At 64.1% G+C, this 25,259-nt stretch carries 24 protein-coding genes and 1 pseudogene; 19 read left to right on the top strand and 6 right to left on the bottom strand.

Annotated features, from left to right (window positions below):
* Positions 1-60: 60 nt before the first annotated feature.
* The 6 genes and pseudogenes from HNO53_RS21365 to HNO53_RS21340 form a co-directional block, all read right to left on the bottom strand.
* Entirely contained in the window at positions 61-1,143 is a 1,083-nt protein-coding gene (locus HNO53_RS21365; protein ID WP_209475077.1) for a hypothetical protein, read from the bottom strand.
* 562 nt (positions 1,144-1,705) lie between these two features.
* Positions 1,706-2,944: a P-loop nucleotide/nucleoside kinase family protein gene (locus HNO53_RS21360; RefSeq protein WP_209475075.1), complete on the bottom strand. Its 1,239-nt coding sequence runs from the start codon at positions 2,942-2,944 to the stop codon at positions 1,706-1,708.
* Positions 2,945-2,972: 28 nt separating this feature from the next.
* Positions 2,973-4,262, bottom strand: coding sequence for a glutamate-1-semialdehyde 2,1-aminomutase (gene hemL / locus HNO53_RS21355; RefSeq protein ID WP_209478747.1), 1,290 nt, complete (start codon positions 4,260-4,262; stop codon positions 2,973-2,975).
* 219 nt (positions 4,263-4,481) lie between these two features.
* Positions 4,482-5,225, bottom strand: a pseudogene (gene thiD / locus HNO53_RS21350) (bifunctional hydroxymethylpyrimidine kinase/phosphomethylpyrimidine kinase); the annotation flags it as partial.
* 14 nt (positions 5,226-5,239) lie between these two features.
* On the bottom strand, positions 5,240-5,671 hold the full coding sequence (gene hemJ, locus HNO53_RS21345; RefSeq protein ID WP_209475073.1) for a protoporphyrinogen oxidase HemJ: 432 nt from the start codon (positions 5,669-5,671) through the stop codon (positions 5,240-5,242).
* Between the two features lie 45 nt (positions 5,672-5,716).
* Complete coding sequence (locus HNO53_RS21340; RefSeq protein ID WP_209475071.1) at positions 5,717-7,474, bottom strand: chloride channel protein; 1,758 nt, start codon at positions 7,472-7,474, stop codon at positions 5,717-5,719.
* A gap of 141 nt (positions 7,475-7,615) precedes the next feature.
* Here HNO53_RS21340 and argC point away from each other — a divergent pair, with 141 nt between their 5' ends.
* The 19 genes from argC (at position 7,616) to mgtE (ending at position 25,157) form a co-directional block, all read left to right on the top strand.
* A complete protein-coding gene (gene argC, locus HNO53_RS21335; protein WP_209475069.1) occupies positions 7,616-8,650 on the top strand; it encodes an N-acetyl-gamma-glutamyl-phosphate reductase in 1,035 nt (344 codons plus the stop codon).
* Between the two features lie 121 nt (positions 8,651-8,771).
* Positions 8,772-9,125, top strand: a complete 354-nt coding sequence (gene erpA, locus HNO53_RS21330; RefSeq protein WP_209475067.1) for an iron-sulfur cluster insertion protein ErpA — start codon at positions 8,772-8,774, stop codon at positions 9,123-9,125.
* A gap of 78 nt (positions 9,126-9,203) precedes the next feature.
* Entirely contained in the window at positions 9,204-9,968 is a 765-nt protein-coding gene (locus HNO53_RS21325; protein WP_209475065.1) for a transporter substrate-binding domain-containing protein, read from the top strand.
* A 107-nt stretch (positions 9,969-10,075) separates the two neighbouring features.
* Positions 10,076-10,747: an amino acid ABC transporter permease gene (locus HNO53_RS21320; RefSeq protein ID WP_209475063.1), complete on the top strand. Its 672-nt coding sequence runs from the start codon at positions 10,076-10,078 to the stop codon at positions 10,745-10,747.
* A gap of 10 nt (positions 10,748-10,757) precedes the next feature.
* Positions 10,758-11,531 (top strand): amino acid ABC transporter ATP-binding protein, encoded by a 774-nt coding sequence (locus tag HNO53_RS21315; RefSeq protein ID WP_275951355.1) that lies wholly within the window; start codon positions 10,758-10,760, stop codon positions 11,529-11,531.
* A gap of 536 nt (positions 11,532-12,067) precedes the next feature.
* On the top strand, positions 12,068-13,963 hold the full coding sequence (gene mnmG / locus HNO53_RS21310) for a tRNA uridine-5-carboxymethylaminomethyl(34) synthesis enzyme MnmG (protein WP_209475061.1): 1,896 nt from the start codon (positions 12,068-12,070) through the stop codon (positions 13,961-13,963).
* Positions 13,960-14,625: a 16S rRNA (guanine(527)-N(7))-methyltransferase RsmG gene (gene rsmG, locus HNO53_RS21305; RefSeq protein ID WP_209475060.1), complete on the top strand. Its 666-nt coding sequence runs from the start codon at positions 13,960-13,962 to the stop codon at positions 14,623-14,625. The genes mnmG and rsmG overlap by 4 nt, the downstream gene beginning before the upstream one ends.
* 28 nt (positions 14,626-14,653) lie before the next feature.
* The gene (locus HNO53_RS21300; RefSeq protein WP_209475058.1) at positions 14,654-15,424 is read left to right on the top strand and encodes a ParA family protein; all 771 of its coding nucleotides are present in this window, start codon (positions 14,654-14,656) and stop codon (positions 15,422-15,424) included.
* A 51-nt stretch (positions 15,425-15,475) separates the two neighbouring features.
* The gene (locus tag HNO53_RS21295; protein WP_209475057.1) at positions 15,476-16,396 is read left to right on the top strand and encodes a ParB/RepB/Spo0J family partition protein; all 921 of its coding nucleotides are present in this window, start codon (positions 15,476-15,478) and stop codon (positions 16,394-16,396) included.
* Between the two features lie 187 nt (positions 16,397-16,583).
* The gene (locus HNO53_RS21290) at positions 16,584-16,991 is read left to right on the top strand and encodes an ATP synthase subunit I (RefSeq protein ID WP_209475055.1); all 408 of its coding nucleotides are present in this window, start codon (positions 16,584-16,586) and stop codon (positions 16,989-16,991) included.
* Between the two features lie 7 nt (positions 16,992-16,998).
* The gene (atpB, locus tag HNO53_RS21285) at positions 16,999-17,826 is read left to right on the top strand and encodes a F0F1 ATP synthase subunit A (protein WP_209475053.1); all 828 of its coding nucleotides are present in this window, start codon (positions 16,999-17,001) and stop codon (positions 17,824-17,826) included.
* Between the two features lie 67 nt (positions 17,827-17,893).
* Positions 17,894-18,121 (top strand): F0F1 ATP synthase subunit C, encoded by a 228-nt coding sequence (gene atpE / locus HNO53_RS21280; RefSeq protein ID WP_104203122.1) that lies wholly within the window; start codon positions 17,894-17,896, stop codon positions 18,119-18,121.
* Between the two features lie 72 nt (positions 18,122-18,193).
* Positions 18,194-18,664 carry a F0F1 ATP synthase subunit B gene (locus HNO53_RS21275; RefSeq protein WP_209475051.1) on the top strand — a complete coding sequence of 157 codons (471 nt, stop codon included), beginning with the start codon at positions 18,194-18,196 and terminating at the stop codon, positions 18,662-18,664.
* 11 nt (positions 18,665-18,675) lie between these two features.
* Positions 18,676-19,212 carry a F0F1 ATP synthase subunit delta gene (locus HNO53_RS21270; protein WP_209475049.1) on the top strand — a complete coding sequence of 179 codons (537 nt, stop codon included), beginning with the start codon at positions 18,676-18,678 and terminating at the stop codon, positions 19,210-19,212.
* Between the two features lie 16 nt (positions 19,213-19,228).
* Positions 19,229-20,773: a F0F1 ATP synthase subunit alpha gene (gene atpA / locus HNO53_RS21265; RefSeq protein WP_209475047.1), complete on the top strand. Its 1,545-nt coding sequence runs from the start codon at positions 19,229-19,231 to the stop codon at positions 20,771-20,773.
* Between the two features lie 67 nt (positions 20,774-20,840).
* Positions 20,841-21,725 carry a F0F1 ATP synthase subunit gamma gene (gene atpG / locus HNO53_RS21260; protein ID WP_209475045.1) on the top strand — a complete coding sequence of 295 codons (885 nt, stop codon included), beginning with the start codon at positions 20,841-20,843 and terminating at the stop codon, positions 21,723-21,725.
* A 70-nt stretch (positions 21,726-21,795) separates the two neighbouring features.
* Positions 21,796-23,172 carry a F0F1 ATP synthase subunit beta gene (atpD, locus tag HNO53_RS21255; RefSeq protein WP_209475043.1) on the top strand — a complete coding sequence of 459 codons (1,377 nt, stop codon included), beginning with the start codon at positions 21,796-21,798 and terminating at the stop codon, positions 23,170-23,172.
* Positions 23,173-23,196: 24 nt separating this feature from the next.
* Positions 23,197-23,625 carry a F0F1 ATP synthase subunit epsilon gene (locus HNO53_RS21250; protein WP_209475041.1) on the top strand — a complete coding sequence of 143 codons (429 nt, stop codon included), beginning with the start codon at positions 23,197-23,199 and terminating at the stop codon, positions 23,623-23,625.
* 158 nt (positions 23,626-23,783) lie between these two features.
* Complete coding sequence (mgtE, locus tag HNO53_RS21245; RefSeq protein ID WP_209475039.1) at positions 23,784-25,157, top strand: magnesium transporter; 1,374 nt, start codon at positions 23,784-23,786, stop codon at positions 25,155-25,157.
* Positions 25,158-25,259: the final 102 nt, after the last annotated feature.

The raw sequence follows: 25,259 nt of genomic DNA, 5'->3' as shown, positions 1-25,259 counted from the left end.
ACCAAGGAAGGGCCGGCAATGCGGTCACCGGCCCTTCACGTTCAGTGCAAGCAAGCCATATCAGTTGCCGATATTGACGTTGCTGTGCGCCGCCACGTTGGTGCCCGCAAGCTGCGAGTTGTAGATGCCAGTGGAGAGGTTCATGTTGGCGATACCGCCGAACGTACCGGCACCTGCAGCCATGGAAGCGCTGCCGGTGGCAAGTGTGGCATTGCCACCGTTGCCGCCATTACCGCCGTTTCCACCGTTGCCGGCATAGGCATAGGCATTACCGCCGGTGCCGGTGCCGCCACCGCCGCCACCGCCATTGCCGGTGGAGTTGCCTCCGTTACCGGCCATGGCATCGCCGCCGGAACCGCCAGCACCACCGGTGCCGGTGCCGCTGCCGGTGCCGCTGCCGGTGCCGCTGCCGGCCCCACCGGTGCCGCCTGCGACAGTGGGCGAGGCAGTGGCGTCGCCGCTGCTGCTGCCGCCCGCAGAGGTAGACACGTTGTCCTCGACGTCATCCCCGGCGACGTTGCCAGCCAGCCCGCCCACGGCGCTGCTATCGGCGCCACCGCTGCCGTTGCTGCCGTCGGCACTGCCACCCTGGCCCGCGCCAAGCCCCAGGCCCAGGCCCAGGCCAGCACCATCACCGCCACCGGCGCCGTCACCACCGGCCGCCACGGAGTGACCACCGCTGCCACCGGTGCCATCGCCGCCGGAGCCGCCGACGCCCACGCCAGCGCTCACACCGAGGGCATCGCCGCCGCTGCTACCGGAACCGCCTGCCGCTCCATTTCCAGCCGTGATGTTGATACGAGAACCAGTTACGGTGGAACGCAGATCCTGGATCGCCACCACGCTGGTGCTGGTGTTGTAGGACTCGCTCATGGCCCAGGCATCGCCGCCGGCACCCGCAGCCCCGCCGGCACCACCCATGCCGCCGGCACCGCCGTTCCCGGCACCGCTGGATGCGTTGCTATTGGCGGAAATCTCGGCGTCACTGCCTGCGTCGGCCCCGTCGTCCATGTCGCTGGCATTGTTCCAGGCACCTGAAGCTGCGCCGCTATTGCTGCTGCCGCCGTTGCCACCATTGCCGCCGGTACTGTTGCCACCGCTGCCGCCAACGGCCAGCGCGGCAGAGTTGACTTGCTGATCCACGTTTTCGGCCGCACCAGAACTGGGGTTGGCGTGCGCATTCGAAACGGCTAGTACCAAAGCCAGCATGGAAGACCCAGCAATCACGTAATACTTTTTCATGTTAAGTACTCCCTATCATGCATGATGTTTTGTTCCCAAAATGACCTGTCTGCCTGAGATGTCTCGTGAGGAATGGCGAAAGAAACAACCCCCCTTTTCGCCTCCCTTTTCCTGTCGAAAGCCAGAGACAGCGGTCGCGATACCTATCGCATTCTTTGTGCCACGACGCTGCACAATCCCAGCAAAACAAATGCTTACAAAACAGAAACAATAGGGAAGAATCTCGCATGACTAGCGTTACATGAACTAACAGAGAGAATACGGAGCGGCAGGTAACGGAGAGTTAACAGTTTTTTAGGATTAAACTGGATATTTTGTCGTTGTTTTTTACAATCAACGGCTTATAACAAAATTACTCTGTTTCTATTTGCTTACATGGACAGCCTGCTCCTGGCGAGAGGCTGCGCCATTTGCTCAAGAAATACCGGGTATCGGCCAGTTTTTCGCCTAAGAGAAAAGCTGTTCAGCCCGCAAACACTCTCTGCTGGATCAACATCGCCAGCGTGTCGGAAGCGTTGTCGGCGGTAGTGTCGAGATGCAGAAGATGCTGGCGCTCTTCCTCACGATACGACTCGAAGAGAGAAAGCTGACGCTCGAGCACCTTGAGGCTCGTCGCCGGCTCGCCCCCCTGTCGCCTGGCGCGCTTGACGATGCGCGCCCGGAGTGTTTCCTCGTCGGCTTCGAAGCTCACGATGAGCACCGGCAGGCCACGTGCTTCGCCCTGCTGCCTCAACAGCTGGCGCTGGGCGTAGGTCAGGCAGGTGGCGTCGATACAGGTCGGAATGCCGGCATCGAGCAGCAATCCGGCCAGACTGGCCAAACGACGATAGGTGCGGTCCGTCGTCTCAGTACTGAAGATATCCACAACCGGATCAGGCTCGACTGCTTGTGGAGAAAAACCGAAGAGGCGCCGCCGTTCGGCATCCGAGCACAGCCGCACGGCGCCCAACCGCTCGACGACCTCGGCCATGAAGCGGCTCTTGCCGCTGCCCGATACACCGACCCCGACGATCAGCGGAGGAAAGCGGAAATTGGAGACTCGCTCGGCCAGGCCGAGATAGCGGCGACACTCGGTCATCACTTCGGCCAGATGAAACGCCGTGCCACGCCCCGATGTCCAGCGCTGCAGTGCACGCCGGGCACCCGCAAGCGAACGGCATACGGCAAAGACGGAAACGAGGCGGGTGAGGGCATAATCCCCCGACAGTCGCAAATAGCGATCGAAAGCGTAATGAGCGAGCCGCGTCTCGTCACGGACATATAGTCCCACCAGCAGCGAGACCAGGTCGAACCCGGGGTCGAGACAGCGGCCGGCGAGCGGGTCGGCCGGGTCCAGATCGAGCGGGTTGGACATGATCAAGCGCTGCCGGTCGCACAGGGGCATCGCCTGATGACCTACGATCCAGCTTGGACGAGGCTCGCCGCGTTCGTCGAACCAGGGTTCGAGACGCCTCATTTCCTGTTCCAGCCAGTCCCGTAGTCGGAAAAGAGTGCGCCGATCCTCCTCGCCGGCCAGATGCAACTCGAGCGTGCGCACTTCATCCTCGACCAGCCCACGGGTCGCGGCCAGACACCCCGACGCCGCCACATAGGGAAGGTCGGGGACGAGAGCACGATGGTACGCCACCAGCGAATCGAGCAGTTCATCTACGCCGATGGCGCTCGATGAAGAGGTTGGGCAGGGTGCTGAAGTGGCGTCCATGTTCACTCCCGTTAACGATTGGGCTTGTTCAAGGCTGGTGCACCTGGGCAAAGGCCTTCTCGGCAGCGTCCAGCGTCCATTGGATGTCCTCCGGCGTATGGGCACTGGACATGAAGCCCGCCTCGTACGCCGAGGGTGCCAGATAGACGCCTTCGTCCAGCATCGCCGCGAAGAAGCGACGGAAGGCATCGGCGTCGCAAGCCGTGGCCTGGGCGAAGTTGTCGACCCGGGACTGTCCGGTGAAGAACAATCCGAACATTCCGCCGGCACGCTGGGTGATCATGTCGACGCCGGCGGCATCGGCACGCTCCTGCAGGCCGTGGCAGAGCGTCTCGACGCGCTGAGCCAGGGCGTCGTGGAAGCCGGGCTCGCGCAGCTTGGTCAACAGCGCAATGCCGGCCGCCATGGCCAGGGGATTGCCCGCCAGCGTGCCCGCCTGGTAGACCGGCCCCAGCGGAGAGATCTGCTCCATGATCTCACGCTTGCCGCCAAAGGCACCCACCGGCATGCCGCCCCCGACGATCTTGCCCAGACAGGTCAGGTCGGGCTCGATGCCGTAATGCGCCTGGGCACCGCCCATGGCCACCCGGAACCCGGTCATCACCTCATCAAAGATCAGCACACTCCCGTATTCGGTGCAAACCCGGCGCAGAGTGTCGAGGAAGCCGGGCTGCGGCGGGATGCAGTTCATGTTGCCGGCCACCGGCTCGACGATGATGCAGGCGATCTGGCTGCCGATCTCCTCGAAGCAGGCCTCCACCTCGTCGAGATCGTTGTAGGAGAGGGTGATGGTGTGCTCCGCCAGCGAAGCGGGCACGCCGGGCGAGCTGGGCTCGCCGTGGGTCAAGGCACCGGAGCCGGCCTTGACCAGCAGTGAGTCGGAGTGGCCGTGGTAGTTGCCCTCGAACTTGACGATCTTGTCACGCCCGGTGAAGCCGCGTGCCAGGCGAATCGCCGACATGGTGGCCTCGGTCCCCGAGTTGACCATGCGTACCAGCTCGATCGACGGGATCATGTCGCAGATCAGATCGGCCATGGTGGTTTCGATGGCCGTCGGCGTACCGAACGAAAGACCGTGGTCGAGCCGGCTGCGCACGGCACCCAGCACCTCGGGGTCGGCATGGCCGGTAATCATCGGCCCCCAGGAACCGACGTAATCGACGTAGCGCTTGCCCTCCACGTCGAACAGATAGGCCCCTTGTGCCCGCTCGATGAATACCGGGGGCCGATGCAGCCCCTTGAAGGCGCGGACGGGAGAATTGACACCGCCGGGGATATGGCGGCAGGCCTGTTCGAAGAGCGTTGCGGATGTGGTCATGTAATCCTCATTGCGGTCTCGAAAATGGTTGGGGCCCGTCATGGGAAGTGCCGAGCTCGCATCGCCCGGTCTGTGGATAACTTCTTGGATAACCTTGGAATCGACGGTGGAGTTCCATGGATTGTCATCGTCAGGGGTCACGCTCGCCGCCGTATCGCGCTGCCGACTCGGCCACGCCATGCGCCGCGGCAACGCCTGGCCGTTTTCGTCCGGTCGCCAGGCATGCGCCAGGGCCTGCCAGGTGAAGCGCTGGGCCTGCTCGCACGCCGGATGCAGCGACTCACCGGCGGCGAGGCGTGCCGCCAGTGCGGCAGCCAGGGTGCAGCCCGAGCCGTGAAAGCTCCCCGCCAGCCGCGGCCAGCGCCAGGCGAAGCGTTCGCCTCCGGCGTACAGCGCCAGCTCGACCGTGTCATCCGGAACGCCGGCTGCCGGATCGTCGCTGCCGCTCACCAGCACGCCACGACACCCTAACGACAACAACCGCAGGGCGCGCGCCTGGTCATCCTGCGCCTGCGGTCCGGCAAGGCGCGCCAGCTCGAGACGATTGGGCGTCAGGATATCCACAAGAGGAAGCAATCTCGCGCGAAAGGCATCGACCAAAGTCGCTGTGGATAACTCTTTCCCTCCCCCTGCCTTGAGCACCGGGTCGACCACCACCGGCACCCCGGGATGCGACTTGACGACGTCCACCACGGCGTCGAGCGTCTCGAGGCTGGCTATCAGCCCGACCTTGATCGCTGCCAGATGGAACTCGCCCAGCTGCCGAGCCATGTCACCGATCAGGTTGGCGGCTACCGGTACCACGCTATGCACGTCACGGCAGTCCTGTACCGTCAATGCCGTGGGCACCGTCACGGCCCAGCCGCCGCAGGCAGCGATCGCTTCGCCGTCGGCGGTGAGTCCCGCGCCTCCGGTGGGGTCGTGGCCGGCCAGCACCAGTACGACCGGGAGTTGTTCGTTCATTTCACTCGCCATGGTCAGAACGGCTTGAGCACGACCAGGATCACGATGACCAGCAAGGCGATCACCGGCAGTTCATTGAACCAGCGGAAGAACACATGAGAACGCTGGCAGCGACCCGCGGCGAACTGCTTCAGATAGACCAAGCAGAGATGGTGGTAGACCACCAGCAAGGCCACCAGGAGCAGCTTGACGTGCATCCAACCCATGCCAAGCCAGTGGGGCATGAGATAGAGCAGCCAGCTCCCGAGCCCGATCACCGCGATCATCGATGGGGTCATGATGCCGCGGTAGAGCTTGCGCTCCATCACGCTGAAGGTGTCGATGGCCTGCTGCTCCCCCTTGTCACGCGCCATGGCATGGTAGACGTACAAGCGCGGCAGGTAGAACAGCGCGGCAAACCAGGTCACGACGGCCACGATGTGCAGGGCCTTGATCCAGAGATACATGCTTTCTCCCAGAAGCGTAATGACGACACGTCAGCGGCCGAAGGCTTACTTGAGTGAATAGTAACGCTCGATGGCACCGCGGGTGATGATACCGGAAATCCGCTTGTGCTTCGGGCGTCGACCATACTCCACGTACAGGGCATCGACCGCCTGGTCGTTGAGCCGCTCGAAGGCTTCCGACAGGGTTGCCTGCAGATGGATCGGCGCCATCTCCAGGCGCAGCCCCGGGACCTCGAGAAGGTCGATCAACGCCTCCTCGGTGGTGATCTCCTCCAACTCTTTATCGTCGATCAGCGCCCGGGCCAGATCGGCCGCCTTGAGCGCCAGAGTCGGCTTGTCGCCGGTGGAGCGCAGGATCAGGATCCAGGCCGGCTTGGCATCGAGCAAGGTGCGGGCCTGATCACGGGTCACCATGCGTGGGGTGCTTACGAAGCTGCGCTCCATCACCGCCGGTACCGAGACCCGTGACAGCGCCTGCATCAAGGGCTGCTGCAACGGGTGCAGACCATGGCGGGTCACGCTGATGAAGAAACCGTCGCAGCGGCAAAGCTGACGGGCCGTCAGCCCCGAGACCACCACTGCCAGCATGCCAGGGAGAATGATATTGGGATTGTGGGTCAATTCCAGCAGCGCCATCAGCGCGGCCAATGGCGCCTGCAGTACCGCACCCATCATGGCCGCCATACCGAGCATGGCGTAAAACCCAGGCTCCACGCCCAGCTGCGGGAACAGCCAAGCTCCCACCAGATCCGCCAGCGCCCCGGCCGCGGCCCCGACCACCAACACCGGGCCGATGATACCGATGGGAATACCGCTGGCCACGGTGACGGCGGTCAGCAACAGCTTGGCCACTACAAGTGCCAGCAGCACGTCGACGGACAGACTCCCCGCCAGCGATGCATCCAGGCTGTCATAGCCGATGCCCTGCACATCGGGATACCACCACGCCACCGCTGCCGTGGCCAGAGCCACCAGTGCCAGGCGCAGCACCACCGGCAGACCGCTGAGACGCTCGCTTCTCGACACGTGGATGAATGCCCCGGCCAGCAGGCCGATGAACAGCGCGGTGATCACGATCCAGGGCAGATTCATCAGCGACCCCAGGCTGACGCTGGGAACCTGAATGGCGGGTTCCGAACCGTATACCAGCATGGCCATCAATGCGCCCATGGTGGAGGCCAGGATGACCGGCATGAAACCAGCGATGGTGTATTCCATCATCACCACTTCCATGGCGAAGATGACCCCGGCGATCGGCGTATTGAACGACGCCGAGATACCCGCCGCCGTGCCGCAGGCCACCAGCACTCGCAGGCTGTTGTGCGGAAGCCGCAAACGCTGGCCGAGTCCGCTGGCCGCGGCTGCCCCGAGATGGATGGCCGGCCCCTCGCGGCCGGCGGAGAGGCCACCCAGCACCGTGGCCACCCCCACCCACCACTGGTTGATCCAGTTGCGCAGGGGGAAGCGGCCCTGGTGATAAGTGAGGCGCTCGATGACGTGGGCAACGCCTAGCTTGCGTGCCGCCGCCGGCTGGCGCCACAGGAAGACGCCGATCAACGCCACGGCGATCAGCGGCAGGGCGGCACGAAACTCCGGCGCCAACCCTTCGAACGCCTCGTGGTTGCCTGCCGGCATGAACAGCAGCCCCCCCAGCTCGAGCAACAGCCGGAAACCGACCATCACCGCACCGGTCACGACGCCTGATATGACCCCGAGCACGCACAACTGGGGCAAGGCGTCGACACTGGCCAACTTGCGGCGAAAGCCTTCGAGGCTGAAAGAGGGAAGCGAAAGGCGCGGCACGGCAAGTTTCCTGTGCAGTCGGGTCCTTGAAAGCGGCGTCAAGGCGGTTGAGTCGCCGCCCCTTCTCTTGTGTATCATATCTGCATAGGGGCGGTCCCGTTGGCGGTCGCTCTGCCAGGCCAACTTCGAAGGAGTCGCGTTGTGATCAAGGTCGGAATCGTCGGCGGTACCGGGTATACCGGCGTCGAATTGCTCAGGCTGCTGGCCCAGCATCCCGAGGTGGAGGTCGAAGCCATTACCTCCCGCTCGGAGGCCGGCGTTCGCGTCTGCGACATGTACCCCAACCTGCGCGGCCACTACGACGCCCTGGCCTTCAGCGAGCCCGATTCTCGCCGCCTGGGCGCCTGCGACGCGGTTTTCTTCGCCACGCCGCATGGGGTCGCCCATGCCCTGGCCGGCGAGCTGCTCGCCCAGGGCACCCGGGTGATCGATCTTTCCGCCGATTTCCGCCTGCGCGATGCCGAGGTATGGGCCGAGTGGTACGGCCAGCCGCATGGCGCCCCGGAACTGCTCGACGAAGCCGTCTACGGTCTGCCCGAGCTGCATCGCGACCGCATTCGCCAGGCACGCCTGATCGCCGTGCCCGGCTGCTATCCAACGGCGGTCCAGCTGGGGCTGCTGCCGCTGCTCGAGGCCGGGCTGATCGATGCCGAGCACATCATTGCCGACTGCAAGTCCGGCGTCACCGGTGCCGGGCGCGGGGCCAAGGTTCCCTCACTGCTGGCCGAGGCCAGCGAGTCGATGAAGGCCTATGGCGCCTCCGGCCATCGTCACCTGCCGGAAATCCGCCAAGGCCTCGGCGATGCCGCCGGTGGCGCGGTGGGTCTGACTTTCGTGCCGCACCTGACCCCGATGATCCGCGGTATCCATGCCACCCTCTACGGCCGCCTGAAGGGTGAACCGGGCGATCTCCAGGCGCTGTTCGAGCGGCGCTTCGCCGACGAGCCTTTCGTCGACGTGATGCCCACCGGCAGCCATCCGGAGACGCGCAGCGTCAAGGGTGCCAACGTCTGCCGTCTGGCGGTGCATCGCCCCGGTGACGGCGACACCGTAGTGGTACTATCGGTGATCGACAACCTGGTCAAGGGTGCCTCGGGCCAGGCGGTGCAGAACCTCAACCTGATGTTCGGCTTCGCCGAGAACGCCGGTCTCGCCGCACCCGCACTGATGCCGTGACCCTCCACCGCGCGCTTTGCCGAGGACGGTAGACAGGCCCGCCTCGGCAATAGTTGACCCTTTTGCTAGGGATTGGGGATAATCCCCTGTTACCCATTTCTCAGCTCAGGGGAGGATGCCCATGAGCGGCGCCGAAACCTTCATGCCCACTCCGATGATGCTCTCCGAGGCTGCCAGAAACCGCCTCCAGGCACTCGTCAAGGAGGAAGGCAGGCCCGAACTCAAGCTCCGCGTCTACGTGACGGGAGGCGGCTGTTCGGGTTTTCAGTACGGCTTCGACTTCGCCGAATCGGTCGGCGAAGACGACACCCTCATCGAATTCGGTAACGTTGCGCTGGTCGTCGACGAGCTCTCTTACCAATATCTCGTTGGCTCCACCGTCGATTACGAGGAGGGGTTGGCCGGCGCCCGCTTCTTGGTTCAGAACCCCAACGCCACGACCACCTGCGGCTGCGGTGCCTCCTTCATGGTCTAACCCCTTGACTTGACGCTTCCCCGTGGACTCGCCATGGTTGAAAGGCTAACGCCACAACAATTCACCATGGGGAAACGTATGAAACGACACGTGAAGACGGCCACCCTGGTTACCGGCATCGCCTGTGGACTGGGCCTTTCCAGTCTGGCTGCCGCCAATGAAACACTCGATGTAGTCACCGACCCGAGCTTCGTCCCTTTCGAGATGATGGATCAGGAAACCGGCGAAATGGTCGGTTTCGACATGGACATCATCGCCGCAGTGGCCGAACGGGCCGGGTTCGATTACGAACTCAACACCATGGATTTCAACGGCATCATCCCCGCCGTCCAGACCGGCAACGTGGACGTCGCCATCGCCGGTATCACCATCACCGAGGAGCGCGCCGAGATAGTCGACTTCTCCGACCCCTACTACGACAGCGGCCTGAAGATCCTGGTGCGCGCCGACGAGGAGGGCGTCGAAGAGATCGAAGACCTCGAAGGCAAGACCATCGCCACCAAGGTCGGCTCCACCAGCTACGATTTCCTGCAGGAACACCTCGGCGACAGTGCCGAGATCACTCCTTATCCCGGCAGCAGCGACATGTACATGGCGCTGCTAGGCGGCAGTGCAGATGCCGTGTTCTACGACGCGCCCAATGTCAGCTACTTCGCTCAGACCCGCGGCGAGGGCCGGGCCAAGGTGGTCGGCCCGCTCTACGAGGGCCAGCAGTACGGCATCGTCTTCGTCAAGGGTAGCGAGTGGGTCGAACCCGCCAACCAGGCTCTGGCCGAGATGCGCCAGGACGGTACCTACGACGAAATCCACGAAAAGTGGTTCGGCAGCGCCAGCGACGAGTGATAGCCCAGCGCTCCTGACGCGGGGTCGGGTCCTCGACCTGACCCCGCGGCGTTGTCATCGGCCCGCGTCTCCCAGTTTCCGAGGCGCATCCTGAGCGGAGAACCCAAGTGGACGTCACCTTCCAATTCGACTGGGAGGCGGCCTTCGCCTCCCTCCCCTTTCTGCTCAAGGGGATTCCCTACACCCTGCTGATCTCTTTCGGCGGGCTGGCCATCGGTTTCCTGATCGGCATCCTGTTCGGCCTGCTGCGCATCAGCCCGGTCGTCTGGCTGCGAGTGCCTGCGATCGCCTATATCGAGATCTTTCGCGGCACCCCGGTACTGGTTCAGGTGCTGTTCATCTTCTATGGCCTGCCGCAGATCCTCGGCGGACCGATCAACGCCCTGGTAGCCGGCATCGCCGCCATCGCGGTCAACTCCGGCGCCTACATCTCGGAGATCGTGCGCGGCGGCGTGCAATCGATCGAGCGCGGCCAGCGCGAAGCCAGTCTGTCGCTCGGCCTCTCGCGCGTGCAGTCGTTCCGCTACATCATCTGGCCCCAGGCCTTCCGCCGCATGATCCCGCCGCTCGGCAACCAGGGCATCATCAGCATCAAGGACACCTCGCTGTTCTCGGTGATCGGAGTTGGCGAGCTGGTACGTCAGGGCCAGGTCTACATCGCCACCACCTTCAACGCCCTGGAAGTCTACTTGATGGTCGCCCTCCTCTATCTGGCGATAACCCTGAGCCTGTCATTTGCCCTGCGCCTGCTCGAGCGCAAGGGCCTGGTCGGACAATAAGGAGCGCGACATGAGCCGAGACGATACACACGCCGACGCTGTCCCCATCGTTCACATGGACAAGGTCAACAAGCACTTCGGCGAGTTGCACGTGCTCAAGGATATCGATCTGGCCATCGCCTCCGGCGAGGTGGTGGTGGTGATCGGCGCCAGCGGCTCGGGCAAGTCCACCCTGATTCGCTGCATCAACGGCCTCGAGGAGTTCCAGGCCGGCCACATCGAGGTCGATGGCAACGAGCTGCTCCCGGACGGCAAGAGCGGCCGCGCACTGCAGAAGATCCGCACCGAAGTCGGCATGGTGTTCCAGCAGTTCAACCTGTTCCCGCATCTCAGCGTACTCGACAACGTCACGCTGGCCCCCATGAAGGTACGCGGCTGGAGCCGGGCCGATGCCACCGAGACCGCCTATAGACTGCTCGAACGCGTCGGTATCGCCGACCAGGCCGACAAGTACCCGTCGCAACTCTCCGGAGGGCAGCAGCAGCGCGTCGCCCTGGCCAGGGCACTGGCCATGGAGCCTCGCCTGATGCTCTTCGACGAACCCACTTCGGCACTCGATCCGGAGATGATCGGCGAAGTGCTCGATGCCATGCGCGAACTTGCCCGTGAGGGTATGACCATGATCATCGTCACCCACGAGATGGGCTTCGCCCGCGAAGTCGCCGATCGCGTGGTTTTCATCGATCGCGGCGAGATCGTCGAGCAGGCGGCGCCGGACACGCTTTTCGACTCCCCCCGGCAGGAGCGCACCCAGAGCTTCCTGTCGCGGGTGCTCAAGCACTGAGCTCCAGAAAGCCGCTGCCCTCCGCCCTGGCAAGCCCTGTCGAACTCGACAGGGCATTTTTTCGCCCTGTGGATAAATATTTTTTCTCCACCCACGATTCGTCGCTGCAAGCGGCATGGTTACCGCCTTTTCGTTCACTTCGCGTGACTGTTCACAGTCGCGGTGACAAGCCAGGTAGGCAACGGTGGAAAAAGGGTGTAGCGTTCGGGCTGTGGAAAAGGCCGGCATTCATCCACAGCCCCCGCACCGGCAACCCTCAGCTCGTCACCCTCTTCTCCGCATAGAAGTTAACAAAGCAAGCCATTGGAATTAAATATCTTCTATGGCTTATCCACAGATATTGTCCACACCAGTAGTCACAACCACAACAGAACTTCTTTCTTTTTAGATATTCTGTTTTGGTTATCTGGAGGGAAAGTGGGAGGCTTGGACAAGGACGGTGTGGAAAACCCTGACGCTTACCCACAGGACGTTTATACTGGCAGGCTGTTTTTCGTCACTGGCAACATCCGCGCGCTGGCGCAACGAGGTGCACCTTGGAGTATCCCGACCGCTTTGACGTCATCGTCATCGGCGGCGGCCATGCGGGAACCGAAGCCGCTCTGGCCTCCGCCCGCATGGGCTGTCAGACCCTGCTGCTGACCCACAACATCGAGACCCTCGGGCAGATGTCGTGCAATCCCGCCATCGGCGGCATCGGCAAGAGCCACCTGGTCAAGGAAATCGATGCGCTGGGCGGCGCCATGGGCCTGGCCACCGATCTCGGCGGCATCCAGTTCCGCGTGCTCAACGCGCGCAAGGGGCCCGCCGTGCGTGCCACCCGCGCTCAGGCCGACCGCGTGCGTTACAAGGCCGCCGTCCGTGGCATGCTGGAGAACCAGCCGAACCTGACGATCTTTCAGCAGGCGGCGGGAGATCTGCAGGTGGAAAACGACACGGTACGCGGGGTGGTCACCGAGACCGGTATTCGCTTCCGTGCCGAAACGGTGGTGCTGTGTACCGGCACCTTCCTCGGCGGGGTGATCCATATCGGTCTGGAGCAGAGCCGCGGCGGCCGCGCCGGGGATCCCCCCTCCAATGCCCTCGCCCAGCGCCTGCGTGCGTTGCCGTTCCGGGTCGACCGGCTCAAGACCGGCACGCCGCCGCGGCTGGATGCCAAGAGCGTGGATTTCAGCGTGCTCGAGGAGCAGCCCGGCGACAGCCCGACTCCGGTCATGTCCTACCTGGGCCGCCGCGACATGCATCCGCGCCAGGTGAGCTGCCACATCGCTCACACCAACGAGCGCACCCACGAGATCATCTTCGCCAATCTCGATCGCTCGCCGATGTACTCCGGCGTGATCGAGGGAGTGGGGCCGCGCTACTGTCCGTCGATCGAGGACAAGGTGCACCGCTTCGCCGACAAGGCGAGCCATCAGATCTTCATCGAACCCGAGGGCCTCGATACTCATGAGCTCTACCCCAACGGCATTTCCACCTCGCTGCCCTTCGACGTGCAGCTGCAGGTGGTGCGCTCGATCCAGGGGCTGGAGAACGCCCATATCACCCGGCCCGGCTATGCCATCGAGTATGACTTCTTCGATCCGCGGGATTTGAAGCATTCGCTGGAAACCAAATTTATCCACAACCTGTTCTTCGCCGGGCAGATCAACGGAACGACGGGCTACGAGGAGGCCGGTGCCCAGGGGCTGCTCGCCGGGCTCAACGCTGCGCGTCGCGCCAAGGGGCTCGAGGCGTGGTGGCCACGCCGCGACGAGGCCTACCTCGGCGTGCTGGTCGATGACCTGATCACCCTCGGTACCAAGGAGCCCTACCGCATGTTTACCTCGCGCGCCGAATACCGGCTGCTGCTGCGCGAGGACAATGCCGACCTGCGCCTGACCGAGGCCGGGCGTGCGCTCGGCCTGGTAGACGAGTCGCGCTGGGCCGCGTTCAGCGTCAAGCGCGAGGCGATCGAGCGCGAAAGCGCCCGGCTCAAGGCCAGCTGGGTGCAGCCCGGCAGTGCAGCGGCGGCCTCCATCGAGGAGAAGACCGGCAAGCCGCTTGCCCGCGAGTACAGCCTGCTCGACCTGCTCAAGCGTCCCGAACTGGGCTATGTCGACGTGGCCCACCTCACCGGCGAGCCCGTTGACGACGAGGCGGTGGCCGAACAGGTCCAGATCCAGGCCAAGTATCAGGGCTACATCGACCGTCAGCAGGACGAGATCGACAAGCTCAAACGCCACGAGGCCACGCCGCTGCCGACCGATCTCGATTACACCCTGGTCGAGGGGCTTTCCCACGAGATCCGCCAGAAGCTCGCCGAGGCACGTCCCGCGACCCTGGCGCAGGCGTCGCGGATCTCCGGTGTGACGCCTGCGGCGGTGTCTATCCTGTTGATCCATCTCAAGAAGCGTCGCCTGCTCGACGAGTCGCGGGTGGCTAACGGATGAGTGACGGTGTAACACCGCAGGTGGCAGCACGCCTCGACGCCGGCCTGAGCGCCATGCACATCGTTGTCGACGAGGTACAGCGGGACCGCCTGCTGCGTCTGGTCGGGCTGTTGCACAAGTGGAATCGCGCCTATAACCTCACGGCGATACGCTCACCGGAAGAGATGGTGGCACGGCACCTGCTGGACAGCGCGGCGGTTCTGCCCTTCGTCGACGGTGGGGCTCTGCTTGACGTCGGCGCCGGCCCCGGCCTGCCAGGGCTGGTACTGGCGATCCTGCAGCCGAACCTCTCGGTTACGCTGCTCGACAGCAATGGCAAGAAGGTGCGCTTCCAGCGTCAGGCGATGATGGAGCTCGGTCTTGGCAATGTCACGCCGGTGCAGGCCCGGGTCGAGGCCTTCGAACCGCCGACGGGCGGCTACGCCCAGGTGATCTCGCGGGCCTTCGCCAGCCTGGCCGATTTCGTGCAGCTTACGGATCACCTGCTGGCGCCGGGCGGGCACTGGCTGGCCATGAAGGGGCCGGCCGCCGACGAGGAGCTGGCCGCTCTGGAGGCCGGGCTGATCGTGCGCGAACGCCACCGGCTCGAGGTGCCATTCACCGCGGGGGAGCGTCAGTTGTTGATCGTCGAGCGAACCGATTCCAACCCAGGCCGCCCTTGAGCGCGCCGTCGACGCAAGGAAGTCGCCCGTGACCCAAATCATCGCCTTGACCAACCAGAAGGGCGGCGTGGGCAAGACCACCACCGCCGTCAACCTGGCGGCCAGCCTGGCCGCGCTGGATCGCCGTGTGCTGCTGGTCGACCTTGACCCGCAGGGTCACGCCACCATGGGCAGCGGTATCGACAAGCATGCGCTCGAGGGCAGCGTGCTCGACCTGCTGCTGGGCGAGAAGAGCGCTCCCGAGGTGATGCTCGACTGCCCCACCGCGGGGTACTCGCTGCTGCCAGGCAATGGCGACTTGACGGCCGCGGAGGTGGAACTGCTCGACCGCGCCGAGGGACGCGAACGCAGCCTGACCGAGGCCCTGGGCAGCGTCGCCGGAGAGTACGACGTAGTACTGATCGACTGTCCGCCCTCGCTCAACATGCTCACCGTCAATGCCTTGACGGCCGCCAACGGTGTGCTGATCCCGCTGCAGTGCGAGTTCTACGCCCTCGAGGGGCTCTCGGCGCTGCTCGATACCGTGGAACAGATCAAGGACAGCGTGAATCCGGAGCTGGCGATCTATGGCATCCTGCGTACCATGTTCGATGGGCGCAACAGCCTGACCCGCGATGTCAGCAAGCAGCTGCGCGACTACTTCGGCGAGGCGCTGCTCAAGACCACGATCCCGCGCAACGTGCGCGTGGCCGAGGCACCGAGCCACGGCCTGCCGGTGACCAAGTACGCGCGCTTCTCCCGAGGCAGTCAGGCCCATCGGGTCCTGGCCAAGGAACTGATTCGTCGCCTGTCGCTGTAGTGCGCCGGGCCAACACCTGTCATGACCGATTTTCGTGATGAGGGAAAGCTGATGACGCGTAAACGCGCCCTGGGCCGTGGCCTGGATGCCCTGATCGGTGCCGGCGCCCGTCGCCGCGAGAGTCTCGAACTGCCCGAGGTAGTCGAGCTGCCCGGCGACACGGGCGAGCCTGCCGAAGCCGCCGTCGACGGTGCCGAGGAACGCCTCGAGCGTCTACCGCTGGGCCAGCTTTCTCGCGGCAAGTACCAGCCGCGGCGCGACATCCAGCCCGAGGCGCTGGAGGAACTTGCCGACTCGATCCGCGCCCAGGGCGTCATGCAGCCCATCGTGGTAAGGCCCATCGGCGAGGCCCGCTACGAGATCATTGCCGGCGAGCGGCGCTGGCGAGCCGCGCAACTGGCCGAACTCGACACCATTCCGGCGGTGATCCGCGAAGTCAGCGACGAGGTCGCACTGGCGCTGGCGCTGATCGAGAACATCCAGCGCGAAAATCTCAACCCGGTGGAAGAGGCGATGGCGCTCAAGCGCCTGCTCGAGGAGTTCGAACTCACCCAGCAGCAGGTCGCCGATGCGGTGGGCAAGTCGCGCGCTCAGGTGGCGAATCTGCTGCGCCTGCTGGCGCTCGACCCCGAAGTGCAGACCCTGCTCGAGCGCGGCGACCTGGACATGGGACACGCTCGCGCCCTGCTTGCCCTTTCCGGGGCCAAGCAACGTCGCGCAGCCCACGAAGTGGTCAACAAGGATCTCACCGTGCGCGATACCGAGGCCTTGGTGAAGCGTCTGACCCAGGGCGAGGTGAAAAAGACCGCGAGTGTGGCCGAGAGTCCAGACGTCGCGCGCCTCGAGACCAAGCTCGGCGAACTGCTGGGTGCCCCGGTCAGAATTCAACACGGTCGTGGCGGCAAGGGCAGGCTGACGATACGCTACTCCAGCCTGGACGAACTCGACGGCATTCTCGAGCACATCCGCTGAGGTCCGCTCCTCTGTCGACAATCATTGCTTCTTTGGTCGCAAAGCTGCACCATTCGCGGGCGAAAAGCGCCGAGTTTGGTTGAACCGGCCAAGGGGCTTCCCTATAATCCGCCGTTGTTTGCCTGGGCGACCAGCCAGGTTCAGATGGCCCTCATGCCCTGTGATTGTCGGGCAGGACTGTCATTCGATGCACAGACACCCAAGCCGCCAACGCGAGCGTATCAGCACCACCCGTCTACTGGGGTGGCAGGGCGCAGCGGCCATGTCGGTGTCGGCCCTCGGTGCGTTGCTAGCGGGAAGCGAAGGCGCTCTGTCGGCGCTGATGGGTGGGCTGGTTGGCCTGATTCCCTCCCTCTACTTCGCCTGGCGCATCGGTTCGGTACGCGGAGGCAGGCAAGCGAGCCGTTTCGTCTCGAATCTGTACCGGGCCGAGGCGGGAAAGTTCGGTTTGACGGTGGCACTGCTGGCTGCGGTGTTCGCAGCAGTGCCCCCCTCAAACCCGATTTTCTTCTTTGTCGCATACGTGGCGGTTCTGTTCACGCATTGGCTCGCGCCCTGGTTCAAGCGTGAAAGACCGGCTCCTGAATCGAGGTAATGACAGCATGGCAGCAGGTAGCGAAGTTACGGCAGCGTCCTATATCCAGCATCACCTCCAGAACCTGACCTTCGGGCGCCACCCCGAGAACGGCTGGTCATTCGCCCATTCCGCCGAAGAGGCCCGCGAGATGGGCTTCTGGGCCATTCACCTGGACACCATGGGCTGGTCGATCGCCATGGGCCTGCTGTTCATCTGGATATTCCGCAAGGCCGGAAAGATCGCCACCACCGGCGTGCCCGGCGGGCTGCAGAACGCCGTCGAGATGGTCATCGAATTCATCGAGAGCCTGGTGCGCTCCGCCTTCCACGGCAAGAACCCCATCATCGCCCCGCTGGCACTGACGCTGTTCGTGTGGATCCTGCTCATGAACACGCTGAAGATCATCCCGGTGGACTATTTCCCCGAGCTGTTCGTACGCCTCGGCGTCGACTACATGAAGATCGTGCCCACCACCGACGTCAACGCTACCCTGGGCATGGCGCTGGGCGTGTTCTTGCTGATTCTCTACTACAGCTTCAAGGTCAAGGGTGTCGGCGGCTTCGCCCGCGAGCTCTCGCTGACACCGTTCAACCACTGGCTGCTGATCCCGTTCAACCTGGTCCTCGAGATAGTGAGCCTGGTCGTCAAGCCTTTCAGCCTGGCGATGCGACTGTTCGGCAACATGTTCGCCGGTGAGGTCATCTTCATCCTGATCGCCCTGCTGCCGTTCTGGGCCATCTGGCTGCTCGACGTGCCGTGGGCCATCTTCCACATTCTGGTGGTCACGCTTCAGGCCTTCATTTTCACCATGCTCACCGTGGTCTATCTCAGCGCTGCGCACGAGCACCATTGAAACGAGCAACTTGCAGTTCACCAACCCACAACCCCTTGAAAGTCAACTTGAAAACTAGGAGCACATCATGGATTACATCTACCTCGCCGCCTCTCTGATGATCGGTCTGGGCGCACTGGGTACCGGTATCGGCTTCGCCCTGCTCGGTGGCAAGCTGCTGGAGTCCACCGCTCGCCAGCCCGAACTCGGCGACCAGCTGCAGACCAAGACCTTCCTGATGGCCGGTCTGCTCGACGCCGTGCCGATGATCGGCGTGGGTATCGCGATGTACCTGATCTTCGTCGTTGCCGGTTAACGACCTGCCGAGCGCCGAGGCGCTCGGTTTGCTCGTTTCCGGTCGCCACGAACCCGTCAGAGGTACATACCCGTGAATATCAACATGACGCTTATCGGGCAAACGATCGCCTTCGCGATTTTTGTCTGGTTCTGTATCAAGTATGTGTGGCCGCCGATCAGCACCGCGCTTCACGAGCGCCAGAAGAGGATCGCCGAGGGGCTCGATGCGGCCAGCCGGGCGTCACGTGACCTCGAGCTCGCCCAGGAGCAGGCGTCCCAGACGCTGCGCGAGAGCAAGGAGCAGGCTTCGCAGATTCTCGAGCAGGCCAACAAGCGTTCGGCGCAGATGGTCGAGGAAGCCCGTGAGCAGGCCCGTGTCGAGGGTGAGCGTATGATCGCCAGCGCGCGTGCCGAGATCGACCAGGAAGTCCAGCGTGCCAAGGACGAGCTGCGGGCCCAGGTCTCCAGCCTTGCCGTGGTGGGTGCCGAGCGTGTCCTGGAAGCCTCCGTCGACGAGAAGGCGCATCGCAAGCTGCTCGACAAGCTTGCCGCCGAACTGTGAGGAGGTGATCCATGGCGGAACTTTCCACCGTCGCGCGACCCTACGCCAGAGCGGCGTTCGAGCACGCACGCGATCATCAGGCGCTGGACAGCTGGTCCGAGTGGCTCGACAAGCTGGGCCAGGCCGTCGCCGTACGCGACGTGCAGAAGCTGCTGTCCAGCCCGCGCTTCGCGCCCGAGCGTAAGGTGGCCATGCTCATCGAGCTGACCGAGGTCACGCTCGACGACTCGGCCAAGGCCTTCCTCGGTGTACTGGGCGAGAAGGGCCGACTGGCGGCGCTTCCCGCGATCGCCGAGCGCTTCGCCTATCTGCGCGCCGAGCATGACCAGCGCGTCGAGGTCACCGTCGTCTCGGCCTATGCGCTCGACGACAAGCAGCAGAACAAGCTCGCCGGCGCGCTCAAGAAGCGGCTGAATCGCGAAATCTCCATTACCACTCAAGTGGATCCGAAGCTTATCGGGGGCGTCATCCTGCGCGCCGGCGACACCGTCATCGACGGGTCGGTGCGCGGTCGATTGAACCGCCTCTCCGAAGCTCTTACCGCTTGAGTCTGAGGGACATGGCATGCAGCAACTGAATCCTTCCGAGATCAGCGACATCATCAAGCAGCGTATCGAAAAGCTGGATGTCGCATCCGAAGCCCGTAACCAGGGCACCATCGTCAGTGTCTCCGACGGCATCGTGCGTATTCACGGCCTCGAAGACGCGATGTTCGGCGAAATGATCGAATTCCCCGGCGGCATCTACGGCATGGTGCTCAACCTCGAGCGCGACTCCGTGGGCGCCGTGGTGCTGGGCGACTACCTCCAGCTCGAAGAGGGCATGACCGCCAGCTGTACCGGTCGTATCCTCGAGGTGCCGGTGGGTCCCGAGCTGGTCGGCCGCGTGGTCGATCCGCTGGGCAACCCCATCGACGGCAAGGGCGAGGTAGGTGCCAAGCTGACCGACGCGGTGGAAAAGGTCGCCCCGGGCGTCATCACGCGTCAGTCGGTGGATCAGCCGATCCAGACCGGCCTCAAGGCGATCGACGCCATGGTGCCGATCGGCCGCGGCCAGCGCGAGCTGATCATCGGCGACCGTCAGATCGGTAAGTCGGCGATCGCCGTCGATACCATCATCAACCAGAAGGGCAAGGGCGTCATCTGCGTCTACGTGGCCATCGGTCAGAAGCAGTCGACCATCGCCAGCGTGGTGCGCAAGCTCGAGGAGCACGGCGCGATGGAGCACACCATCGTCGTCGCTTCCGGCGCCGCCGACCCGGCCCCGATGCAGTTCCTGGCGCCCTATGCCGGCTGCACCATGGGCGAGTACTTCCGCGACCGCGGCCAGGACGCCCTGATCGTCTACGACGACCTGACCAAGCAGGCCTGGGCCTACCGTCAGGTGTCGCTGCTGCTGCGTCGTCCGCCGGGCCGCGAAGCCTACCCGGGTGACGTCTTCTATCTCCACTCGCGCCTGCTCGAGCGTGCCGCTCGCGTCAACGCCGACTACGTCGAGAAGTTCACCAACGGTGAAGTGACCGGCAAGACCGGCTCGCTGACCGCGCTGCCGATCATCGAGACCCAGGGTGGCGACGTCTCCGCGTTCGTACCGACCAACGTGATCTCGATCACCGACGGTCAGATCTTCCTCGAGACCGACCAGTTCAACGCAGGTATCCGCCCGGCCATCAACGCCGGTCTGTCGGTATCACGCGTGGGTGGTGCGGCCCAGACCAAGATCATCAAGAAGCTCGGCGGCGGTGTGCGTCTGGCACTGGCCCAGTACCGCGAGCTGGCGGCCTTCTCCCAGTTCGCTTCCGATCTGGACGAAGCCACCCGCAAGCAGCTCGAGCACGGCCAACGCGTCACCGAGCTGATGAAGCAGAAGCAGTATTCGCCGCTCTCCGTGGCCGAAATGGGCGTGTCGCTGTACGCGGCCAACGAAGGCTTCCTGGATGATGTAGACGTCAGCAAGGTGCTGGACTTCGAGCGTGCCCTGCACGACTACATGAGGTCCGAGCATGCCGAGCTGCTCGACAAGATCAACCAGACCGGCGACTACAACGACGAGATCCAGCAAGGGCTGAAGCAGGGTCTCGAGCAGTTCAAGGCTACTCAGAGCTGGTAAATCCGCCGGCCCGCCCGTCAGGGCGGGCCATGGACATCTTCTGAGGCCACGAACGAGGTAGATCGCTATGGCAGCTGCAAAAGAGATACGCACCCAGATCGGGAGCATCAAGAATACGCAGAAGATCACCAGCGCCATGGAAATGGTCGCTGCGTCGAAGATGCGTAAAGCGCAAGATCTGATGAAGGCCAGCCAGCCTTATGCCCGGCAGATCCGCAACGTGGCAAGCCACCTGGCCGATGCCAACCCCGAGTACAAGCACGACTATCTGGTCGAGCGCGACGAGGTGAAGCGGGTCGGCTATATCGTGGTGTCCACCGACCGCGGCCTGTGCGGCGGCCTGAACGTCAACCTGTTCAAGGCCGTGGTGAAGAGCGCCGTGGAATGGCGCAAGGAGGGCGCGGAGCTCGACTTCTGCGCCCTGGGCAGCAAGGCCGGCGGCTTCTTCCGCAACTACGGCGGCAATCTGGTCGCAGCCAAGAGCGGCCTGGGTGAATCGCCCGAGATGAAGGACCTGATCGGCAGCGTCAAGGTGATGTTGGACGCCTACGACGAGGGGCAGTTGGACCGTCTCTACGTGGTGTACAACGAATTCGTCAACACCATGACGCAACGCCCGGTGGTTCGCCAATTGCTGCCGCTCGCTCCCGACATGGGGGCGGATGCGGACGACGAGGACAACAAGCGTCCCGGTAGCTGGGACTACCTGTATGAGCCGGATGCCAAGGCGCTGTTGGATAGCCTGCTGGTTCGTTTCATCGAATCCCAGGTGTATCAGGCGGTGGTCGAGAACGGGGCCTGCGAGCAGGCGGCCCGGATGATCGCCATGAAGAACGCCACCGACAACGCCGGCAGCCTCATCGACGATCTGGAGATGGTCTACAACAAGGCCCGTCAGGCCGCCATCACCCAGGAAATTTCCGAGATCGTCGGCGGTGCCGCTGCCGTATAGCGCCTCGGAAGCGCCGAGGGCGCTTCCCGGCACACAGGTTTCATTTGCAGGTTTTTGAGAGGATCGCAAGATGAGCGGACGTATCGTACAAATCATCGGCGCGGTGATTGACGTCGAGTTTCCGCGGGACAGCGTGCCCAAGGTCTACGACGCGCTCAACGTCGCCAACTCCGAGACCGTGCTCGAAGTCCAGCAGCAGCTGGGCGACGGCGTGGTACGCACCATCGCCATGGGCTCTACCGAGGGCCTGAAGCGCGGCATGGACGTGGCCAATACCGGTGCGCCCATCTCCGTGCCGGTGGGCAAGGAGACCCTGGGTCGTATCATGGACGTGCTCGGTCGGCCGATCGACGAGGCCGGCGACATCGGTGAGCAGGAGCGCATGCCCATCCACCGTCCGGCCCCCACCTATGCCGAGCAGGCGGCTTCCAACGAGCTGCTCGAGACCGGCATCAAGGTGATCGATCTGGTCTGCCCGTTCGCCAAGGGCGGCAAGGTCGGCCTGTTCGGCGGCGCCGGCGTGGGCAAGACCGTCAACATGATGGAGCTGATCCGCAACATCGCCATCGAGCACAGCGGCTACTCCGTGTTCGCCGGCGTGGGCGAGCGGACCCGTGAAGGTAACGACTTCTACCACGAGATGACCGAGTCGAACGTCATCGACAAGGTATCGCTGGTCTACGGTCAGATGAACGAGCCGCCGGGCAACCGTCTGCGCGTGGCCCTGACCGGCCTCACCATCGCCGAGAAGTTCCGCGATGAAGGCCGCGACGTGCTGCTGTTCGTCGATAATATCTATCGTTACACCCTGGCCGGCACCGAGGTATCCGCACTGCTGGGCCGCATGCCCTCCGCGGTGGGCTACCAGCCGACCCTGGCCGAGGAGATGGGCGTCCTGCAGGAGCGAATCACCTCCACCAAGGTGGGCTCGATCACCTCCGTGCAGGCGGTCTACGTTCCCGCGGACGACCTGACCGACCCGTCGCCGGCCACCACCTTCGCCCACCTGGACGCTACCGTGGTACTGGCGCGTTCGATCGCCGAGCTGGGTATCTATCCGGCCATCGATCCGCTGGACTCCACCTCGCGCCAGCTCGACCCGCTGGTCGTCGGCGAGGAGCACTACGACACCGCCCGTCGTGTGCAGGGCGTACTGCAGCGCTACAAGGAGCTCAAGGACATCATCGCGATCCTGGGCATGGACGAACTGTCCGACGAGGACAAGCAGACCGTGGCCCGCGCGCGGAAGATCCAGCGCTTCCTGTCGCAGCCGTTCTTCGTTGCCGAAGTCTTCACCGGCTCACCGGGCAAGTACGTGCCGTTGAAGGAGACCATTCGCGGCTTCCAGGGCATCCTCGACGGCGAGTACGACAATCTGCCGGAGCAGGCCTTCTACATGGTGGGCAGCATCGACGAAGCCGTCGAGAAAGCCAACCAGATGAAGTAATCCCGTCCACTGGGGGACTTCGCTATGGCGAAAAGCTTCACATGCAACATCGTCAGCGCCGAGGCCTCGATCTTCTCCGGTGAGATCGAGCAGATCGTGGCTTCGGGCATCATGGGTGACCTGGGTATCCTGCCCGGGCACGCGCCTTTGCTGACCGAGCTGCAGCCGGGCCCCATCCGTGTGATTCACGACGGTGGCCAGGAGGAGAACTACTACGTGTCAGGCGGCTTCCTCGAAGTGCAGCCGGACGTGGTGACCGTGCTGGCCGATTCGGCCTCACGGGCCAGCGACCTCGACGAGGCCGCTGCCGAGGAGGCCCGTCAGCATGCGTTGCGCGCCTTCAACGAGAAATCGGCGGAGATGGACTATACCCGTGCCGCCGCTGAACTCGCGGAAGCCGTGGCCCAGCTGCGTACCATCCAGCAGTTGCGCAAGAAGGGCGGCAGGGGCTGATTCCAGCCTGACTGCCACGAAGCGCCCCCCGAACGCCGTTCGGGGGGCGTTTTCGTCTCTGTTATCATGAGCGAACGGTCATCGGGAGTGTCCGCGCCCACCCTCACGCTGCCTTGCCGTGGTGACGCTTCCCACGGCGGGATCCCCAGGAGAACGCCATGTCGTTGAGCGAACAGCTGCAGGAACACAAGGAAACCCTGATCCTTGCCCTCGAGCAGGAGGACCGCGAACGCCTCGACCAATGGCTCCCCGAGCTGCGTGCGGCGGATCTTTCCGAGATCCTGGAGGAGATGGCCGAGGACGACGACGATCTTCCCAGCGTCCTCAAGCTGCTCGATTGCCTACCGCTGGAGCGCCGTGCCAACGTGCTGGGTTACCTCCCCGGCGAGGTGCAGCTCGAGGTGGCCGAGGCCATGTCCGACGAGGTGCTGCTCTCGGTACTGGAGGAGATGGGCTCGGACGAACGTGCCGACCTGTTCAACCTGCTTGGCGAGGATCGCCAGGAGGTACTGCTGCGGCGCATGGCGCGTCAGGAGCGCGAGGATCTCAAGCGTCTGGCCAGCTACGAGGAGGGCACCGCCGGGGCGATCATGACCTCGGACTACGTCGCCATTCCCAGCGGCATGACCGTGTCCCAGGCGATGATGCGGGTGCGCCAGACCGCTCCCGATGCCGAGACGGTCTACCAGCTCTACATCATCGACCCGGAGGGCAAGCTGGCGGGTACGCTGTCGCTTCGCCAGCTGATGGTGGCGCGCCCGGGCGCCCGGGTCGACGACCTGATGATCAAGGACGTGATCAGTGTCGCGGTGGACGAGGCGCAGGAAGAAGTCGCCCGCCTGGTGGCCCGCTACGACATGCTGGCGGTGCCGGTCACCGACGCCGACGAGCGTCTGGTGGGCATCGTCACCCACGACGATGCCATGGACGTGGCCGAGGAGGAGGCCACCGAGGACTTCCACAAGGGGATGTCCATCGGTCAGCTGGAGGATGGCGTTAGCCGGGTGCCGCTGTGGAGCCTCTATCGCAAGCGGGTGACCTGGCTGGTACTGCTGGTGTTCGCCAACCTGTTCTCCGGTGCCGGTATCGCCTATTTCGAAGACACTATTGCCGCCCAGGTAGCGCTGGTGTTCTTCCTGCCGCTGCTGATTGGCAGCGGTGGCAACGCCGGCGCCCAGGCGGCCACGCTCATGGTGCGTGGCATGGCCACCGGCGACGTCGGGGTCAAGGACTGGAGCAAGCTGCTCGGGCGTGAACTGCTGGTGGCCGGCTCGCTGGGCCTGACCATGGCGCTGGCGGTCGCCCCCATCGGCGTGATGCGCGGTGGCGAGGCGGTGGCGATGGTCGTGGCCACCAGCATGGTGACCATCGTGCTGTTTGGCAGCCTGCTCGGCATGTGTTTGCCTTTCGTGCTCAACCGCATCGGCTGGGACCCGGCCACGGCCTCGGCCCCCCTGGTAACCACGCTGATCGATGCCAGCGGCGTATTGATCTACTTCACCATCGCCACATCGGTGCTGGCCGGGGCATAGCAGCCGCGGCCGTTCCCGCTTTGCGACACGCCACCTCGGTTGCCAACCGGCAGTGGCGAGGAGCGCGGCGGAACATGCGGGCCCCGGGGCGTGGCCACCCCT

The sequence above is a fragment of the Billgrantia antri genome, from assembly GCF_017868935.1.
GTDB lineage: Bacteria > Pseudomonadota > Gammaproteobacteria > Pseudomonadales > Halomonadaceae > Halomonas > Halomonas antri.
Note: the sequence above shows the minus strand (reverse complement) of the source record. Positions and strands in the feature narration are given on the sequence as shown.